Below are 18,851 nucleotides of genomic sequence, written 5' to 3' on the forward strand. Positions count from 1 at the left end.
AGCGATGAAGAAACTGCCGATTGCTGTCCAATCATTTTTTATTCATGTTACTCCTTTGAGATTCAAAGCGTCTGCACGGCCTCTTTCTTTTTCTTCGGTTTTTTACGGTAGCGGTCCTCCTCGCTGAAAACGCAGCCGCAGTATTTTTGCATGTACAATCCTTTTTCCCTTGCCTTTTCCTGTCCTTCGCGAAAATAGGGGCGGAAATCGCGGTACAGAAACTCCACACCGTATTTTTCGGCGCTTCGCTCCATGGTCTCCCGCAGCAGCTCGTGGTTCTGGTAAGGGCTGATGAGCAGGGTAGAGGTAAAGCTGTCAAAGCCGTGCTCCGCGGCGTAGGCTGCGGCGGCCTCGGCCCGCACGGAATAACAGTAGCCGCAGCGGCGGTCAAAATCGGGAGAAACGTTGCGGATAAACTCGCGCAGGCCATAGTCCCCCGCCAGTATCAGCTCCATCTCAATGTCCTTCGCGTGCTGAATCAGCGCATCCCTGCGACTTCTGTACTCCGTATAGGGGTGGATGTTCGGGTTGAACCAAAAGCCGACGGGCTCAATGCCTTCGCTGCGCAGGGTTTCAATGCACATGATGGAACAGGGGGCGCAGCAGATATGCAAGAGTGTTTTCATGATCGTCACCTGGTTTTTCTGAAAATATGGGGCATACCGGTGCCCGGATGCTATCTATTATACACCCATACGGCGGCTGAATCAATCTTGTTTCCCGCGCAGAATCTTCTGTCATAGCGCTTTCGCTCCGATCGGCAATGAATCCGAGCGTTTGTTTTGGGTTTTTCAGGGCGCGCTCCAGTATTTTCGATCCAGCGCACGGTATTGCACCGCTTCGGCCGCGTGGCGCGGCTCAATGGTGTCGCAGTCGTCCAGATCCGCAATGGTGCGGGAGATTTTCAGCACCCGGTCAAACGCTCTGGCCGAAAGGCCCATGCGCTCAAACGCCGTTTTGAGCAGCGTCTGCGCGCCAGGGCTCAGGCGGCACACCTCATGCAGCAAGTCCGGGGTGATGCGGGCGTTGCAGGTGATACCCGTTCCGCGAAAGCGCCGGTTCTGGCGTTCCCTTGCCGCGTTGACCCTTTCCCGGATTTTTGCGGAGCTCTCTGCCTTGTCGCTCGAAGAGAGCACGTCAAATTCCACCGGAGGAACCTCCACGTGCAGATCCAGGCGATCGAGAAGGGGACCGGATATTTTGCCAAGGTAACGGTCCACCGCGCCCGGCGAGCAGACGCAGGCTCTGGTGGGGTGCCCGAAATAGCCGCAGGGGCAGGGGTTCATCGCGGCCACCAGCATGATCGAGCTGGGGTAGGTGACGCTGCCGCTGACCCGCGAGATGGTGACGGTTCCATCCTCCAGCGGCTGGCGCAGAATCTCCATGGTGTCGCGGTGGAATTCAGGCAGCTCATCCAGAAAGAGCACGCCGTTGTGCGCAAGCGAGATTTCCCCGGGGCGCACGACCGAACCCCCGCCCGAAAGCCCCGCCGGGGAGATCGTGTGGTGCGGCGCGCGGAAGGGCCGTTCCCACATCAGGGTGCTTCCCCCGGGGAGCGTGCCGGCCACGGAATAGATCTGGGTGGTGGTAATGGCTTCCTCCAGAGTCATGTCCGGCAGAATCGACGGTACGCGCTTTGCGAGCATGCTTTTCCCCGAGCCGGGCGGGCCGATCAACAGCACGTTGTGGCTCCCGCTGGCCGCGATTTCCAAAGCGCGTTTGGCGGCTTCCTGCCCGCGCACCTCCGAAAAATCAGGCAGGGGCAAGGCAGCGCTTCTGCCGGAAAACGGATCGGATACGCACGGGGAGATCGGGCGCCGCCCTGTCAGGTGCATCACCAGAGAACGGATGTCCGCCACGGGGTAAACCCGGAGTCCCTCCACCACGGCGCCCTCCGGCGCGTTTTCCGCGGGAACGAAAAAGTCGGTGATCCCGGCCTGCTTTGCGGCCAGCGCCATGGGCAGAATCCCCTTTACGGGCCGCACCTCGCCGGAGAGCGACAGTTCCCCCACCATGGCGCTGTGCTCCATGTTTCCCTCCAGCTGGCCGGAGGCATACAGCAGCGCGGCCAGCACCGGCAGATCGTAAATCGGCCCCTCTTTGCGCTTGTCGGCGGGGGCAAGGTTTACCGTGATTTTTGATACCGGGTAGGTAAATCCGCAGTTTTTCAGCGCAGCCCGAACCCTGTCGCGCGATTCCTTCACCGCGGCGTCAGGCAAGCCAACTACCTCAAAAGAGGGAAGGCCGTTGGAAAGATCGGCCTCCACCTTTACCATAAATGCATTCATTCCATGTAGCCCAAGGCTGTGAAGAAAGGATACCAATAAAATCCCCCCTAAATCTGTTCCTTATTATACCGAAATTTTTTTGCTTTTTCCATAAAATGGGAAATAAATGCACGCTAAAAATGAAAATAATTGTCATAAAAAAGGATATTTTGTGCGTGTAATACTATTTTAACAAGGATATATGAAAAAATTTTGTAATTTTTATTGACTTTACTAATAGGATCGGGTAAAATGAATTTTGTAGAGAATCGCTGATGTCTGAGGTGCTTATTTTGTTTGATCTATTGCCGGAACTTTCCGATCAGCAAGTGGCAGAGCTTGTGAACGAGGGGAACACAGACGCCTTTGTTGAACTGACGGCCCGTTACATGGGGCTGATTCGAGGGAAAGCTTCCGCTTTCCGTGGGGCGCCCATCGAGACCGAGGACTTGTGTCAGGAGGGTCTGCTGGGGCTGCTTCACGCGGCGCACAGCTATAAAGCCAGTGGTTCCGCCAGTTTTAAGACATACGCAGGGGTTTGCATTTACCATCAGATGGTAACGGCGTGCCGGTCGGCACTCAGCCGGAAAAATCTTCCTTTACATAATTTCGTTTCTTTTTACGATGCGGAGCAGGACGAGAGCTGGACAGCCTCGGTTCTGTCCGACCAGATTGCCAATCCGGAAACATTGTTGATTGACAGAGAAAACCTCGAGGGGCTCAGGGCCCGCATCAATCAGAGCTTGTCTAAAATGGAGCAGGAAGTGCTGTTTTTATATTTAAATGGCTGTACGTACCAGGAGATCGCGCACAAGCAGGCTGTATCTGTGAAGGCGGTGGATAATGCGATTCAGCGGGTGCGAAAAAAACTGAAAAACCCATTTTAGAATCTCTATGCCCGGGTAGCTTACGTAGAGCGTTGGTAATCAAAGGAGTCGGTGCGAATCCGTCTAAGGGCAAATATCTTTAATTCAAAGCGAGGTAAAATCAAATGTACGAGGACAAGACTCTCACATGCAAGGAATGCGGCGCGGAATTTGTGTTTACTGCCGGCGAGCAGGAGTTTTATGCGGCAAAAGGCTTCGTAAATGAGCCCCAGCGCTGCAAGAGCTGCCGCGATGCCCGCAAGAACGCAGCCAAACCGGAACGTGAAATGTTTGTGGCCACCTGCGCTTCCTGCGGAAAAGAAGCGAAGGTTCCGTTTAAGCCCCGTGAGGATCGCCCGGTTTACTGCAGCGAATGCTTTGCGAAGATGAGAGAAGAAGGCTGATAAAAGCGAGCGGTTAACGCCCTTGCGCTCTGCGCGGGGGCGTTATTTTTGTGTATGCGGACAGGGATTGATTTTTTTACTTGTGGGTATTATAATAAAAAAGAATTCAAAAACGGAGGAAGTTCCCATGACAAAAATTACGAAGGATACCGTCATCGGCGATATTCTCGATTTAGATGAATCCACCGCGCCTTTCTTTTTGGAGATGGGCATGCACTGCCTAGGCTGCCCGGCCTCCCGCGGAGAATCAATTCAGGAAGCCTGCATGGTGCACGGAGTAGACCCCGACGCGCTTGTTGAAAAGCTGAACGCCCATCTCGGCGCGAAATAAACAGACAGGCCAAATGCCGCCCGGCAGTTATTTTGCCCGGGCGGTTCTTTTATCCGGTGAAACCGCCCGTATGTACGCGTCATGTGACGCGTACGGCGATTCCTGTCGCGGGCGCGGGCGGAGGAGAAATCGGACGCATGTAAAAAGCGGCAAAAACAGTACAGGGCCTTACTTGGCCGGAACATAGGGGAGGAATTGTGTGAGCAGACCGTTATTTCAGCTGGACCCAAGGCTGCGGCTCTGCGCGGATTTTGTGCGGCCGGGGGCCAGAATGGCCGATATCGGCACAGACCACGCCCATCTGCCCGTCTGGCTCGAAAAGCAGGGGCGCATCCGGTCGGCGGTGGCCGCGGACGTCCGCACCGGGCCGCTGGCCAAAGCGGAGGAGAATCTGAAACGCTACCAAACGGAGCACATTTCGGTGCGCTTGTCGGACGGCCTTGCGAAAATCCTGCCGGAAGAAGCGGAGGATATTGTCATTGCAGGCATGGGCGGCGAGCTGATCGCCAAAATTCTATCCGGCGCGCCGTGGGTCAGGCAGGAGGAACGCCGCCTGATTCTGCAGCCGATGACCTGTGCGCCGGAGCTTCGGGACTATCTGCGGCAAAACGGGTTTGCCGTACTAAGGGAGGAAGCGGTGGAGTCCCGCGGGCATGTGTACAGTGTAATGCTGGTGTGCTGGCGACCCGGGCAGCCGCGCACGGGGGAGCTGTACCCTTATATCGGGATGCTTCGCCCCGAAACTGCCGCGGCCCGTACTTATATTCAAAAACAGAGCGCCGCGCTGCGGGTGCGCGGAAACGGACTGTGTGCAAAAGACCCCGTCGAGGCGCGGCGGCTTCTGCGCGTGGCAGATCAACTGGAACATCTGATTCCAAAGGAGGATTTGAGATGAAAATGGTTACCGCCGGCGATATTTATGATTTTTTGAATGTATGCGCTCCCTTTGAAACGGCGATGAGCTTTGACAATGCCGGTTTTCTCGTGGGCGAACGGCAGGCTCCTGTTTCGGCCGTGCTGCTGGCGCTCGATATTACGCCCAAGGTGGTGGGGGAAGCGGCCCGGCTGGGAGCCGAGCTGATCATCAGCCATCATCCGGTCATCTTTCAGCCGCTGCGCCGTATGGGCCCGCGGGATGTGCCGTATCTTCTGGCACAGCACGGCATCGGGGCAATCTGCGCCCATACCAATCTCGATCTCGCGCCGGGCGGCGTGAACACCTGCCTGGCGGAGGCGTTGGGTCTCAGCGATATCCGCGGGCTCAAGCCGTATGGGGCAAATGGGCTGTGGGAAGGCCTCGTCGGCACGCTGCCGCGCGGCGATTCCCCGTTGGAATTTGCGCAGTATGTGAAAACGGCCCTGGGCTGCGGCGGGCTGAAATATGTGGACGGCGGAAAGCCCGTGCGAACGGTCGCCTTGTGCGGCGGTGCGGGCGCCGATCTTCTGGAGGATGCGGCGCAGGCCGGCGCGGATGCATTTGTCACGGCGGACACCAAGCATCATCAGCTGCTTTTGGCAAAGCAGCTCGGCGTCACGCTGGTGGACGCCGGCCATTTCAACACGGAGGACGTTGTGATTCTGCCGCTCAAGGCAAATCTGCAGGAACAGTTCCCAACCGTGCATTTTCAAAAATCAGAGGTATTGTGCGATCCCGCACAGTACCTGTAAGGGGGTGCCCCAATGGCTTTGGACGGGGCTTTTTTAAGACATTTGTCGCGGGAGCTGGAGCAGGCGCAGGGGGCCAGGGTGGAGAAAATCTACCAGCCCAATCGGGAAGAGATGGTCTTTCTGCTGCGTACCAGAGCGGCGCAGTTCAAGCTTTTGATTTCTGCCCGCGCCAACAGCGCCCGGATTCATTTTACGCGGTTTGTACCGGAAAACCCAAAGCAGCCGCCCATGCTGTGCATGCTGATGCGCAAGCGCCTTTCCGGCGCCAAGCTGGTGCAGATCCGCCAGCCGCAGCTGGAACGCCTGCTCTTTCTGGATTTTGAAGCCGTCAACGAGCTGGGCGACCTTGTGCGCCTGACCGTGGTTTCCGAGATCATGGGGCGGTACAGCAATATCATTCTGGTAGACGAAGCAGGGCGGATCGTCGATGCGCTCAAGCGGGTCGATGACGAAATGAGCTCGGAGCGGCTGGTGCTCCCGGCCCTGTGGTACGAGCTGCCGCCGGCGCAGGGAAAGCTGTGCCTGCTGGAAACGCAGCCGCAGCAGGTGCTGAATGCGCTGCTGGCCCAAGCAAAGGAGATGGAGCTCTCGAAGGGGCTGCTGTCTGTTTTGCAGGGGGTGTCGCCCATTGTCTGCCGCGAGCTGCAGCACCGCGTCGGCCACGGGGAGCAGGTAATGGTTCACGGGATGACCGATGCGCAAAGGGAACGCCTGCTGTTCTTTTTGGGCCGTCTCAAGCAGGAGGTGGAGGAGTGCTCCGGTGTGCCGCACCTTGTTCTGGGAACGGATAAAAAGCCGATGGACTTTTCGTTTCTCCGCCCGGAGCAGTACGGCAGCTCTGCCGTTGTGCGGGAGCATGCGAGCTTTTCGGAGCTTTTGGACGCTTTTTACGGGGAGCGCGACCGCATTGACCGCATGCGGGTTCGGGAGCAGGATTTGCTCCGGCACCTGACGACGATCTCCGACCGGCTGAGCAGAAAAATCAACGCCCAGCGCGGCGAGCTGGCACAGTGTGCCGAACGGGAGCATCTGCGCGTCTGCGGAGATTTGCTCAACGCCAATTTGTACCAGCTTGAGCCGGGTCTCTCCAGCGTGGAGCTGGAGAATTTTTACGAGGAATCCCTGCCGAAGCTTCGCATCCGGCTGGATCCGCGGCTCACGCCCTCCCAGAACGCCCAGAAGTATTATAGGGATTACCGCAAGGCGCGTACGGCTGAGGAAAAGCTGACGGAGCAGATCGCGCAGGCCCAGCAGGAGCTTTTGTATCTCGACACGGTTCTGGAAGAGCTGAGCCGTGCGGAAACGGAGCGCGACCTGATCGAGATTCGCCAGGAGCTGCAGGAGCAGGGCTATATCAAAGCGCCCAAGGGGAGCAAGCAGCGCCCGGCGGCGGCTGCCGCGCCGATGGAATTCACCGTTTCCGACGGGTTCCGGGTGCTGGTGGGCCGAAACAACAGGCAGAACGACCGTTTGACGCTCAAGCTTGCCAATAACAACGACATCTGGTTTCACACCAAGAACATTCCCGGTTCGCACACCATTCTGGTAACGGACGGCAGAACGCCCACGGAGAGCGCCCTGCTGGACGCTGCGCGTCTTGCGGCCGCGCACAGCAAGGGGAAATCCTCCTCTCAGGTGCCGGTGGATTACACACAGGTACGCCACGTGCACAAGCCGGCGGGGGCGAAGCCGGGCATGGTCATCTACGAAAACTACCGCACAATGTATGTAACGCCGGAAGAATAAAAAGCCACGGCCGCCCACAATAGGGTTGCCGTGGCTTTTGCTTTGCGGCTTTAGCGGCCGCAGGGCCGGTGTTGCGACTGAGCCTTTAATGCATCGTAAGGCGCGCGCCGGTACCATACGTTGAACGCGCGGTTTTGATTTTGAATCGAGCTTTCATGAAATTCGGCTTTCGGCGATTTCGTCGGCGGCGGTATCGCCTGTTTGCAGGGCGGCGTTCTCCAATCGTTTCGCCCGCTGTACCAATATCTGCGAAATGGTCAGGTGGCATAGTTCGCCGAGAAAGAAAGCGAGATAAAGGCCCCTTCCCGCAAACAGAAAGACGGACACAACCAGAAAAATCTGTATAAAGCCCATGCACCGCAGCAGAGAGATTACGGAAGAAAAGGCGTTCTGCTCCGTTGTTTGAAAGAACAGGATGTTCATCATTGTGATTCCAATGGGGATATACGCCAACGGATAAAAGCGGAGCATGTGGCCGGTCAGCGCGGTCAGTTCAGGATTCCCCGCGCGGAACAGAGAAACAATTCCACTGCTGAACAGAAGGCAGAGGGAGACCAATATGACCGGGGTGAGGAAATTGGTGCGCAGCCCAAGGCGGTAGATATGCGTAAAAGCCCGTTTGTTTCCCTGGCCGTGGTAAAGGCTCATCAGCGGCTGCGCGCCTTGCGTAACGCCGATTAAAATCATATTGATGATCGCGCAGACGTAGCCGACAATGGAATACGCTGTCACGCCGAGCGTGCCCACAACATAAATGATCGCAAGGTTAAATGAGAACGTGACGGCCGGCAGGCTGAACTCGATCAGAAAGGTGGCAAAGCCGTTGCTTACAATTCGTTTGATATCCGAAAAGTGAAAGATCGGCTTTCGGATCCGAAGCGAGCCCTTTTTACCGGCAAAGTGGGCCACATAAAAGGAAAGCTCCACCAGCATTCCGATGCCGTTTGTGATGGCGGCCGCCTCGACCCCATAGTGAAGGACAAGGATATATATGACATCGAGAACGGCGTTGATGATGGCGCCGGTGGAAGTCGCCGCCATCACGAGTCTGGGTGCGTTGTCATTGCGCACAAAAACAGAAAGCGTGCACACGATCATTTGAAACAGGAAAAACGCCGACATCCATTTCATATAGGCCTCTGTGGAGGGCAGCAGCGCCTCGTTGGCTCCCGCGAGCACAACCAGCTGCTCCCGCAGAAAGAACCCCGGAAGAGCCGTCATGATGCCGACGGCAAAGGCAAGCGTCATGCACTGGCAGAAAATATTGTTTGCCTTGGCCAAATCGCCCTGTCCTTTGTAAAAAGAGTACACATTGGCGCCGCCCACCGCAATCAGCATCGCCAGAGCGATGACGATCATGCCGAATGGAAAGACAATATTGATCGCGGCAAGTGCGATTTCCCCAATACCCTGCCCGACAATGATCCCATCCAGCACAGTGTAAAGTGCCTGAACGACCATACCGATCACGGCGGGAATGACGTATTTGACAAACTGTTTGTTGATTGGTTTTAGATCTGTGTTTTGAGTACCCATATTGACCCTTGCCTTCCCAAAATAAGTCTGATGTCAAACAATAAGCCGGTTCCATAAGGATGTAAGCTTTGCCGTCCCTCCGCCTGCCGCAGAAAAAAGCCAGACAAAATACCGGGAATTCCCCGACATCTTATCTGGCCTTGTTTTCGCCAAAAGCCCTCCGATGACACTCTCAAATCTTAAATGAATCTGAGTTCAATATGAAGAATGAATAACAGAAGAAAAGCGCAAAGCGTTTCTGTACAAGATAAAATAAGCAACAAAAATTCAGGAGCAATGGTCCGCGTTTTCCACGAACACCGAAAAAGACCGGCTTGGCGCTTCGAGTTCCCTCAGGCGTCGAATACATTACCCATATTCTCCTCGATTATAGCATCGACTCCAAAAATAGTCAACAATGCCCGGCGTGCGGATGAGGCTGTGTTTTACGCTTGTATGAGAGGTACTCCATAAAGAGGGATTGATGAGAAAGTAAAAGGTGACGCCTCCGAAAAAAATTTCGGAGGCGTCCTGTTCTCTTATTTTTCCGTCTCGGCAATCATTTTTAACGTGAATCACACGTCTTCGCGCGGATTACGTGAGACCAATGACGGCCAGATTTGCCTGAATCGCTGTGGTGCCGTAAAAAGCCGTAGCGGCGCTGTTGTTAAACAGAGAAAATGTGGTTGGAACTGTGGTAACGGTCAGCAAAGCACTTCCGTTCAGATGCACAGTGGTTTGCGGGGACGGGGAAGAAGCAAGAACAGATGGGACAATACTGCCGCTCAATACCCGAATGCCAAAGTTTACGGTAAGTGCCACTTCGGCACCATCGGTATTTACCCACCATGAAATAAAATAATTGCCCGGCTGCAAAATCGAGAAGATTCCGGTTCCGGTATCATAGGTGATATTTGTGGACACCGCATTGATCGGAGTATCAAACACCACGTTAGCACTATCGGCGATAGTTCCGCCGCTGCTCCCCTGAAGCTGAACCTGCAGGCCGTCCAGAACGGCTACTGCGTCGGCCCCTGTGGGCCCGGTTGGTCCGGTCGGCCCGGTCGGGCCGTTCTTATTCAGAAAACCATTGCTTTTTTTCATTAGCGGGGGTTGGTTCACTTGCCTCCGAGCGACAGCTTTTTTCTATGAATTCCTCCGTCCGGCGTATCTCGTCGCCGTGCCTCAGCTTGATGCGGATACTGCCGTTTTCAAACACCAGAATATGGTCAACCAGTTCAATCAAAAGATCCCTTGTCAGCTCACTGAAATTTTCGGATTTCCTATAAGCCGTCAAGGTGGGATTTTCTGTGTGGGGGTTCTTTTCGAGCGCCGCCCGTTCCGCCGTCAGATTTTCAACAGCGGCGCTGATGCGCTCGGTTTGCCGCCCATAGGCTTCGTACATCTGTTGGTAGTCCCCCTGCGTGAGGTTTCCATCCTTCCAGTCCTGATAAAGCGACTGCTTGTAGCGCGTCACTTTGGCAAGCTCCTTTTCCCTTGCGGCGATCAGGCCGTCCAGTTTGTTTGTCGGGCTTTTTTTCGGTGGGGCTCCGTCTACGCGGGCCAGAACCTGTGCGTTGGCGTCGGCCATATATACCTGCTGCCGAATCACGTGCAAAACCGCCGCTTCCAGCAGGCTGTGCCTAATGGAGTGCTTGGTGCAGGCAGCCTTGGACTGCTCCTTGTAAGTGCGGCAAAAGTAGTAGACATTGCCCTTGACCTCGCTTCTGCACATGGATTTGCCGCAATCCGCGCAGCGCAGAAAGCCGCTGAACAGATAAAGCTTCTTTTCCCCGGGGGCAGCTCGTGTATCGCGCTTTAACAGTTCCTGCACCTGAGCAAACGCTTCCCGGCCGATGATGGGCTCGTGGGTGTTTTCAACGATAAACCATTCGTCTTCGGGAACAGCGTCCTGAATATGGATTTTATAGCTCCGTACCCGGTAGCGGCCCTGTACCATGTCGCCGACATAAAGGCGGTTTTTCAGCATTTGTGTGACGGTTTTTGCGTTCCACAGCGGCTTGTTTTCGGCGTTGGGATTTTTGTATTTCAGGCCCTTGCTCCGCTTGTACAGGGAGGGGCACAATACGCCGCGCACGTTCAACGTCTGCACAATGGCATTTTTGCTCATCCCGTCCAGAAACCACGCAAAGATGTCCCGCACAACCGCGGCGGCCTCTTCGTCAACCACCAGCGCGTTTTTATCCTCCGGGTTCTTCTTGTACCCGTAGGCGGCAAAGGAACCGATGTGCAGCCCCTTTTCCCGTTTTTTGTCAAAGACCCTGCGCACGTTTTCAGACGTATCCTTTGCGTGGCTTTCGTTCAGAACCCCCTGTACGGGAACACCGATATTCGTTGCGCCGCAGGGGTCTTTGTACGTGTCGATCGGCTGCTGGTAGAGAGAGACGAACCGCACCTGACGGGTGACGAACCAATCTTCCAGATAATAGCCCTGGTCGGCGTGGTTCCTGAAGCTGCGGGCCAGATTTTTGACCACGACACAATTGATCTTCCCGGCCTCGATGAATCGGAGCAGTCTTTGAAAATCCGGGCGCTCCTCATCGGTGGTGCCGCTGACTCCGTCGTCGATGAATTCATCTACCAACACGTACTGGTCGTCGTCGAATTGATTCCGAAGCCAGTCCGTCAAAATAAGCCGCTGATTCTGAACGCTTTCGGATTCGTCGTTTCCCCGGGAGTCCTCACGGGACAGCCGGATGTAAAACCCGACATACCAGGTTTTGCTTTTGCCTGTTTTCGGCGTGATCTCATACCGGGCTTTCGGCCTTGCCATAGCTCCTCCTTTCCCGCAGCTTTTATGCCGTCGCTAATTGAAAAGGAGGCTACAGGCCGTTTTTCTTGCGAAGCAGAAAGTTCGTCAGCAGCTCGCAAAGCGCCGGGCCGTTATCGGCAAACTCCACCTGAACGCCCAACTCGCCATATCGAAAGCAGTATGGATTTTTTGTTCTTTCTATCACAAGCTCTATACGCTCCCGCCTGGAAAGGCTGTTGTCGAACCGGAATCCCCGCACGTCCGCAAGCGTATTCTTGTCGGCTGCTCGAATATCTGCGCCTTGCATGGCGTTTAACTGCTCTAACGTCGTCATAATCATGCTTCCCTCCCTTGATGCGGGCATGATTATCTGTATGCTCCTTTCGGATTGTCCTATGAAAAGGTGGGAAAGGCCGAGCCCGCGCCGGAGCCGCGTTCAAGCTTTTGGCCGCGGGTGCGGGCAAGCGTGCCGCTCCATCTGCCGGCGGATATTTCCGTAACAAAATCAAAAAATCTGTATAAAATAAAGTGTTTGATCAGTTTGGCGCGGGCCGCCCGTATTCCCGATCGGAAAAGTATTTTGCCGAATCTGCGCGTTCAAACAGGGCCGCCCGACCGCCCAAAAAGGAGAATGACGATGAAGTATTTGTATTGGCTGCTGGTTTTTATCCCGATCACTCTTGTCGCAAGGCTTGGATTTCATTTAAGCGATGGAATCGTATTCTGCCTCTGCTGCGTCAGCATCATTCCTCTGGCCGCCGTGCTGGGGGACGCGACCGAACAGATCAGCCTGTACACCGGCCCAAAGGTCGGCGGCTTTCTGAACGCCACCATGGGGAACGTGCCGGAAATCCTGATCTGCGGGTTCGCCGTCAAGGCGGGAATGTTTTCGCTGGTGCTCACAAGCCTGGCGGGGTCCATGCTCGGCAACATTCTGCTTGTGATGGGAATGAGTATTTTTGTGGGGGGGTTAAAATATAAAATCATGCCCGTCAGCAAGAACATTGTCAAAAACAATTTTGACCTGCTCGGCTTTGCGCTTTTCAGCATCGTTGTCCCGTTTTTCTTCAAATTCGGGAGCAGAGGCGGGGAGGACCCCGACGCGGTAAAGAAATTCAGCCTTGCGCTGGCAATTGTAATGCTTGTGCTGTACATACTGGGGCTGATTTTCTCCTTGATTACGCACAGGGATATCTTTCTGGAGGATGCCGACGACGGTGAGGAAGAGGAAAAACCGGAATGGTCCTTGCGAAAGGGCGTCGTCATTATGGCGGCGGCGGCGGTAGCCGTGGCGGTGATGAGTGAAATTCTGGTCAGCACCGTGCAGGGCGCCGCAAAGCAGTTCGGTTTGGGGGAAGCGTTCATCGGCATCATCCTGATCCCCATTCTGGGGAATGTGGCGGAGCATGCTTCCGCGTGTCTTATGGCAATCAAGGGAAAAATCAATATCAGTATCGAGATCGCGGTCGGTTCCAGCATGCAGATTGCGCTGTTCGTCACGCCGCTCATGGTCATCTGGAGCGCGATCCTTGGGAATACGATGGAATATGTCTATACCTCGATGGAACTGCTCGGGATTGTGATCAGCGTCATTCTCACCGCCACGGTGTTTATGGATCACAAGGTTAACTGGCTGGAGGGCGCGGAGCTCATGGTGGCTTATATTGTTCTGGCCGGGGCCTTTCTGGTGTTCGGTACCTAAACGCAGCAAGGAGCCGTTCGCCCTCTCCGCTCCCGTTCTGCGGCCGGGTGCTGTTCCAATAACAAAACGGGCCCCTGATCCGCAGAGCTGTGCGGATCAGGGGCCTTACTGCAATTGCGTCCTCACCTGCCCGTTCCGGCGGCAAAAAGCGGTTTGGAAAGGCGGCGATTTGTTGTATAATAACATTATAAGACGATATCAACCGATGGGAGAGGAAGGAAAAATGTTGGATAAAAAAGGGTTATACGATCTACTCGATCAATACGGAATGGCTTATGAGGCCTTTGAGCATCCCGCCGTTTATAGCATTGAAGAAATGGACGCCCTGAACCTGCCGCACAGCGAGCGGGTCGCAAAAAATCTTTTTCTGCGTGACGATAAAAAGCAGCATTATTATCTCGTTACCGTGCCGGGCCATAAAACCGTCAATTTGAGAAGCCTGCGTGAACAAATCGCCAGCCGCAAGCTGACCTTTGCCAGCGAGGAGTCGCTCCGGGAACTGCTGATGCTGGAAAAAGGACATGTCACCCCGCTCGGGGTGTTGAATAACGCGGAGAAAAATGTGATTGTGATATTTGATCGAAGCCTGCAGAACCGGCAGATCGGCATTCACCCCATGGAAAACACCGCAACCATTTTTATGGCCTTTGAGGATGTCGAGAAACTAATACAGAATCACGGAAATCCCATTGTGAAATGCGACTTTGAGTAACAGCCGATTTGTTCCATGGAACCCGGCGGATGTGACACGGAGGCGCACGGGGCGAACGAATTTTCAGCCCGTTTCAAAGGGTACGGCAGCTTGCTGTTGGAATCACATCGGGAGCAAAGCCGGGCTTAGCAGCCTTGCAAAAACTCTGTTTTTCTGCCGCAGCAGGTTAAATCCAGTTGGTGCATGGCTCTTGTGCAGGCAATGTACAAAAGGCTTCGATCCAACGGCGTGTGATACAGCTCGTCGGAGTTGTCGGGGACGATCACCTGATCAAACTCGAGCCCCTTGGACATGTGCACGGAGGTAACGACGATGCCGTTCTGAAATTCGCTGCTGCCGAAATCCAGCAAGACCATCGAGTCCCCCTCGGTGTGCAGCTGCTCAAACAGCAGCTGTGCCTGCCGCTGCGATTTGCACAGAATCCCCAACGAGGCGTGTTCGGACTGCCTGAACCGCTCTGTCAAAGCACGAATCGCGTCCAGCTGCTCGCTTTGGGTCCGGTATTCCGTGATGCTGGGTGCGGCACCGTGCCGCTCAATGGGGATCAGCTTTTTGTTTTCTAAAATCTTCTGGGCAAATCTGGTGATTTCGATGGTAGAGCGGTAGCTTCTGTGCAGCTCCATACAGTCGCACCCCGAAAAGTACGGCCGGATTTTTTCTGCGGAGGAGGAGCTGTAAGGGTTCACGCTTTGGTAGCTGTCGCCTAAAATGGTCATCTTACACGAAAACAGCTTTGCCAGAACCGCGTATTGAATCGGCGTATAATCCTGCATTTCATCCACCAGCAGGTGCTTGATGCTCTTGTATTCCTGCTCCTCTCCTTCAAAATAGAGCTTGGTATACAGAAAGGGATACACGTCGCAGAATTCAAATTCGTTTTTGCCGATCAGGCGGAACAAGTTCTCCTGACCGATGGAGCGGTAAAAATTCCGGTACAGCGCCAGTACGTCGCTGAATTGAAACATTTTTTGAATGCCGCTTCTGATTTGGCGGATCACCGCGGCGTCCATCTTTTGGTTGGTATCTCTTTTGTGCCTTTCGATCAGGTCGTCCGCCATTTTGCGCAGCCGCGGTCTGATCGGCAGCTTTTTCAAAGCGCGGTAATGCAAAAGCAGTTTTCCTCTGGAAACGAAAAAATTCCCGAATGAAAGATCGGTTGGCACAAAACCGGTTTTATCGGCGGATTCCAAATACGATTGCAGCTGCTCCACAAAGAGATTTGTCGCCTTAAACTGGATTCTGGCTATGGTTTCGGCGTCTCCGTCGGCCAATAGGCTTTCTACCTGCTCCGAAAAAGTCTGGTACCGATACTTTTTACCAAGCATGTCCGTTGCGATATCGTCAAAGCCGATTTCCGACATGTTTTCCTCTCCAAGCTCCGGCAGAACATTCGAGATGTAGTTTCCGAATACCTTGTTGGGGGAAATGATGAGAATGTTTTTCGACGTCAGTGTGTCTTTGAAACGATACAGCAAAAACGCGACCCGATGCAGCGCTATGGAGGTTTTTCCCGAGCCCGCCGCGCCCTGTATGATCAGCACTTTTGCGGCCTCGTTGCGAATGATGGCGTTTTGCTCCCGTTGAATGGTGGCCACAATATTTTTCATCTTGTCGTCGGAATTGCGGCTCAGCTCCTTTTGCAGAATCTCGTCGCCGATATTCAGGGAGCTTTCGATCATATACTCCATTTGAGTGCGTCGGATTCTGTATTGCCGCTTTAACGTCATCACTCCGTCGATTTTTCCGGCGGGAGCCGTGTAAAAGGCCGGGCCGGTTTCAAAATCATAAAACATGCTGGAGACAGGCGCGCGCCAGTCGAAAATGACGCTGCGCAAGGTGGCAGGATCGGCAAAGGCGTGCACTCCGATATAGAACGCATTTCCCTGTTCTTCGTCTGCCCGGACGAAATCGATTCTCCCGAAATAGGGGGATTGAATGAGCTTTTCGAGCTTTTCTCTTTCTCTTACGGCCTTCTCCCCAAAGGTGACGCTGTCGTAAACGGCCGTTCTGTTCGCCGCTTTTTCCGCAGAATCAAGCTGGGCCAGATTTTCGTAGATATACCGTTTGGTTTCCAGTATCTCTTTGGAGTAGTCGTCAATTTTTTGATTGATTTGTTCCAGTTCCGCCCGCAGCTTCCCCTGAACCACGCTCAAATATGTTCTTTCATCGCTTTCAGTTTGGTGTAACATATTGGTCTCCCTGATTTTTTTTCTTGAACTCATACTATTCAGTATAGGGGAAAATAAAAAAAATACCAGACTTTTTATTTTGGCATGATTTTGTATCTGAACGGCCGACCCTCAAAAGATTTAAAATTTTCTGTTTTTGCCATTTTCAATGGAGTCTTAATTGGACCGATCTCAATTATTGAATATTCAGGCATCCACGCACCGCCGCCGGGTTTTCTTCCGAAATGCCAGAAATCGGCCTTGGAATAGAATGGCTGCTTATGCCGCCAAAGATTCATGGGCGGCCGGTCACATGTTCGGCAGAAGCGGTTTTGCACTTGAAGGGAGAGAATCATAAACCGTATTTATGTGTAAACCATTACACAAAAATGAGCAAATTCAGAATAGTTCAGAAGGAAAAGCGACTCATCGGAAATTATAAAATAAAAATATTATAATTTATTGACAATTTTTGTGAAATCTGTTATATCTAAATTAGCAAATTCTAAAAAAGCAAAGAGCGGTTCTGGCAATTTTGTGTAATCGATTACATATATAAGGTATAGAAAGTAAAAGAAGCGCATCCATCCGGGTGGGAAAAGGGGAAGTTTACTTGAGCACGATCGAAGAGGTAGCACAGGAATCGGGCGTTTCTGTTGCCACGGTGTCGCGGGTCATCAACCGCAACGGAAGGGTAAGCGCGGTCACCAGGCAGAAGGTGCTGGCGGCCATCGCAAAGCTGAATTATCACCCCAACGCGTGGGGGCGCAGTCTGCGCAAGGGGCAGAGCAGAATCCTGCTGATCCTCGTGCCGAATATCACAAACCCTTATTATTCGCCCATCGTACACGGGATTGAAGATATCGCGCGGCACAATCGGTACCAGACCATGCTGTGCATCACGGACGGAATCCAGATTCATACCAACAGCTATTTTGAGCTTTTACATAACGGCAACGCCGACGGCGTCATCCTCATGGATGTCAGAAAGGACGACAGGGAGGTCTCGGAGCTCGCAAAGGGCTTCCCCATTGTACAGTGCTGCGAATACTGCAGCGACGAAAGCGTGGGGCATGTTTCCATCGACAATTTTAAGGCGGCCTACGATATGACTCATTTTCTATGCGCTGTCGGGCACCGGAAAATCGGATTGATCGGCGCGGCCAATTCGTTTATTTCCACGCAGCAGAGGCGCATGGGCTACGAAAAGGCGCTTTCCGAAAACGGGGTCGCCGTAGAGCCGCGATACGTCACTACCGCGGCGGGCGACTACAACTTTTCCTCGGGCGTGCAGGCGGCGCGTACCCTGCTCTCTCTGCCGGAGCGGCCGACCGCTCTGTTCTGTATTTCAGACGTTCTCGCGCTCGGTGCGCTCCGCGCGGCAAAGGAAATGGGCCTGCGCGTGCCGGAGGATCTTTCGGTGGCGGGGTTCGACGATGTGGAATACGCCACCATGTTCCTCCCTATGCTGACCACCGTAAGCCAGCCCTGCTATCAGCTTGGCAAAACCTCCTGCGAGCTGCTGCTCGAGCAGCTGGGCGGGCTTCCTCCGCGCTCCGTGTTTTTGGAGCACAAAATTGTTCTGCGCGATTCATCGGCAGGATTGCCGAAAAATTCATAAATCGCAAACTAAAGGAGGAGCATCATGAAAAAACTACTGGCATTTGTTCTGGCGGCAGCCATGTCCCTGTCTTTGGCCGCCTGCGGTGGAAGCACCGCCACAAGTTCCGCGCCCGCGTCCGGTGCGGCGTCGGGGTCTGCGGCACCCGCTTCGACTGAGGCGGAGAAGTACAAGGTCGGCATTCTGGCCCCGGCGGTCACCCACGGCTGGGTTGCGGCAGTGGCCTACCATGCGGAGGCCCGCTGCAAGGAGCTGGCGGACAAAGTGGACTACAAGCTGTACACCAGCAACAACGCGGATGAAATGACTTCTCAGCTGGACGATTTGATGACGTGGGGTGCAAAGGCCGTCGTCGCGTTCCCACAGTGGGAGGGCATGGAGGTGCCCATCAAGAAAGCGGTTGATGCGGGCATTACCGTTGTGAACTTCGACATCGCCATCAATGTGGACGGCGTGTATCGCGTCTCCGGCGACAATGAGGGCATGGGCGTGGAGGGCGCCAAGTATATTGTGGATAAGATCGGCAAGACCGGCAATGTCGTAATTCTCGACGTTCCCACCTCCGGCTCTGTGGCGGAGCTGCGCAAGAAGGGCTTTACCGAAACCGTCGCGAAGCTGGCTCCCGAGCTCAAGCTGTCTACCTACGCCACCAAGTTCACTCGCGAAGACGGCCTGAAGGACTTTGCGGATATTCTGACCAAGAACCCGAAGATCGACGCCGTTTATTCCATGGATGACGAAACCTCCATCGGCGCGTTGCAGGCCATCAAAGAGGCGGGCCGCACCGACATTAAGGTGATTACCGGCGGCGGCGGAGCGCAGGAATACTTCAACATGATGCCGCAGAATGAGAACATCTGGATTGAGTCCGCGCTGTACAGCCCCGCCATGGTGCGCGACGCCGTGGACGTAGCGGTGAACGTGCTCGACGGCAAAACCGAAGAAAAGGTCAAGATTATTCCCACCACGATTGTGGATCGCACCAACTGTGCAAAGTTTAAGGACGACAAATCTCCCTATTGATTTTCAGCAGCGGGAAAAGAGGCTATGGCTGCGCCATAGCCTCTTCTGAAAAAGA

Annotated in this window: 17 protein-coding genes; 10 read left to right on the forward strand and 7 right to left on the reverse strand. The window is 54.3% G+C overall.

What is annotated here, in order from left to right; all coding sequences use genetic code 11:
• Positions 1–62: 62 nt before the first annotated feature.
• Both G340_RS0108420 and G340_RS0108425 read right to left on the reverse strand, forming a co-directional pair.
• Complete coding sequence (locus G340_RS0108420) at positions 63–626, reverse strand: epoxyqueuosine reductase QueH (protein WP_020073210.1); 564 nt, start codon at positions 624–626, stop codon at positions 63–65.
• Between the two features lie 165 nt (positions 627–791).
• A complete protein-coding gene (locus G340_RS0108425; RefSeq protein ID WP_027103929.1) occupies positions 792–2,324 on the reverse strand; it encodes a YifB family Mg chelatase-like AAA ATPase in 1,533 nt (510 codons plus the stop codon).
• A 218-nt stretch (positions 2,325–2,542) separates the two neighbouring features.
• On the opposite strand from G340_RS0108425, the gene G340_RS0108430 reads away from it, so the two are divergent.
• The 6 genes from G340_RS0108430 to G340_RS0108455 all read left to right on the forward strand — a co-directional run bounded on the left by G340_RS0108430 (position 2,543) and on the right by G340_RS0108455 (position 7,282).
• Positions 2,543–3,154, forward strand: a complete 612-nt coding sequence (locus G340_RS0108430; protein ID WP_020073212.1) for a sigma-70 family RNA polymerase sigma factor — start codon at positions 2,543–2,545, stop codon at positions 3,152–3,154.
• A gap of 104 nt (positions 3,155–3,258) precedes the next feature.
• Complete coding sequence (locus G340_RS0108435) at positions 3,259–3,537, forward strand: zinc-ribbon domain containing protein (RefSeq protein ID WP_009064159.1); 279 nt, start codon at positions 3,259–3,261, stop codon at positions 3,535–3,537.
• A gap of 127 nt (positions 3,538–3,664) precedes the next feature.
• A complete protein-coding gene (locus G340_RS0108440) occupies positions 3,665–3,868 on the forward strand; it encodes a DUF1858 domain-containing protein (protein WP_020073213.1) in 204 nt (67 codons plus the stop codon).
• Between the two features lie 199 nt (positions 3,869–4,067).
• The gene (locus G340_RS0108445; protein ID WP_020073214.1) at positions 4,068–4,763 is read left to right on the forward strand and encodes a class I SAM-dependent methyltransferase; all 696 of its coding nucleotides are present in this window, start codon (positions 4,068–4,070) and stop codon (positions 4,761–4,763) included.
• Complete coding sequence (locus G340_RS0108450) at positions 4,760–5,536, forward strand: Nif3-like dinuclear metal center hexameric protein (RefSeq protein WP_020073215.1); 777 nt, start codon at positions 4,760–4,762, stop codon at positions 5,534–5,536. The genes G340_RS0108445 and G340_RS0108450 overlap by 4 nt, the downstream gene beginning before the upstream one ends.
• A 12-nt stretch (positions 5,537–5,548) precedes the next feature.
• Positions 5,549–7,282 (forward strand): Rqc2 family fibronectin-binding protein, encoded by a 1,734-nt coding sequence (locus G340_RS0108455; RefSeq protein WP_020073216.1) that lies wholly within the window; start codon positions 5,549–5,551, stop codon positions 7,280–7,282.
• Between the two features lie 153 nt (positions 7,283–7,435).
• Here the strand turns inward: G340_RS0108455 and G340_RS0108460 are convergent, their stop codons facing one another.
• The 4 genes from G340_RS0108460 to G340_RS0108475 all read right to left on the reverse strand — a co-directional run bounded on the left by G340_RS0108460 (position 7,436) and on the right by G340_RS0108475 (position 11,904).
• A complete protein-coding gene (locus G340_RS0108460) occupies positions 7,436–8,818 on the reverse strand; it encodes an MATE family efflux transporter (protein ID WP_020073217.1) in 1,383 nt (460 codons plus the stop codon).
• A gap of 573 nt (positions 8,819–9,391) precedes the next feature.
• Positions 9,392–9,901, reverse strand: coding sequence for a hypothetical protein (locus G340_RS0108465; RefSeq protein ID WP_020073218.1), 510 nt, complete (start codon positions 9,899–9,901; stop codon positions 9,392–9,394).
• Positions 9,873–11,591: a recombinase family protein gene (locus tag G340_RS0108470; protein WP_020073219.1), complete on the reverse strand. Its 1,719-nt coding sequence runs from the start codon at positions 11,589–11,591 to the stop codon at positions 9,873–9,875. Before G340_RS0108470 ends, G340_RS0108465 begins: the two co-directional genes overlap by 29 nt.
• Positions 11,592–11,640: 49 nt before the next feature.
• A complete protein-coding gene (locus G340_RS0108475; protein WP_027103930.1) occupies positions 11,641–11,904 on the reverse strand; it encodes a DUF6870 family protein in 264 nt (87 codons plus the stop codon).
• A gap of 303 nt (positions 11,905–12,207) precedes the next feature.
• On the opposite strand from G340_RS0108475, the gene cax reads away from it, so the two are divergent.
• Positions 12,208–13,272, forward strand: coding sequence for a calcium/proton exchanger (gene cax / locus G340_RS0108480; RefSeq protein WP_027103931.1), 1,065 nt, complete (start codon positions 12,208–12,210; stop codon positions 13,270–13,272).
• Between the two features lie 223 nt (positions 13,273–13,495).
• The gene (locus G340_RS0108485) at positions 13,496–13,984 is read left to right on the forward strand and encodes a prolyl-tRNA synthetase associated domain-containing protein (protein WP_020073222.1); all 489 of its coding nucleotides are present in this window, start codon (positions 13,496–13,498) and stop codon (positions 13,982–13,984) included.
• 125 nt (positions 13,985–14,109) lie between these two features.
• Here G340_RS0108485 and G340_RS0108490 read toward each other — a convergent pair whose 3' ends face one another.
• On the reverse strand, positions 14,110–16,173 hold the full coding sequence (locus tag G340_RS0108490; protein WP_020073223.1) for a HelD family protein: 2,064 nt from the start codon (positions 16,171–16,173) through the stop codon (positions 14,110–14,112).
• 592 nt (positions 16,174–16,765) lie between these two features.
• On the opposite strand from G340_RS0108490, the gene G340_RS0108495 reads away from it, so the two are divergent.
• A complete protein-coding gene (locus G340_RS0108495; protein ID WP_020073224.1) occupies positions 16,766–17,773 on the forward strand; it encodes a LacI family DNA-binding transcriptional regulator in 1,008 nt (335 codons plus the stop codon).
• Positions 17,774–17,797: 24 nt separating this feature from the next.
• Entirely contained in the window at positions 17,798–18,796 is a 999-nt protein-coding gene (locus tag G340_RS0108500) for an ABC transporter substrate-binding protein (RefSeq protein WP_020073225.1), read from the forward strand.
• The last annotated feature ends 55 nt before the right edge of the window (positions 18,797–18,851 follow it).

The sequence above is a fragment of the Faecalispora sporosphaeroides DSM 1294 genome, from assembly GCA_000383295.1.
Lineage (GTDB): Bacteria > Bacillota > Clostridia > Oscillospirales > Acutalibacteraceae > Faecalispora > Faecalispora sporosphaeroides.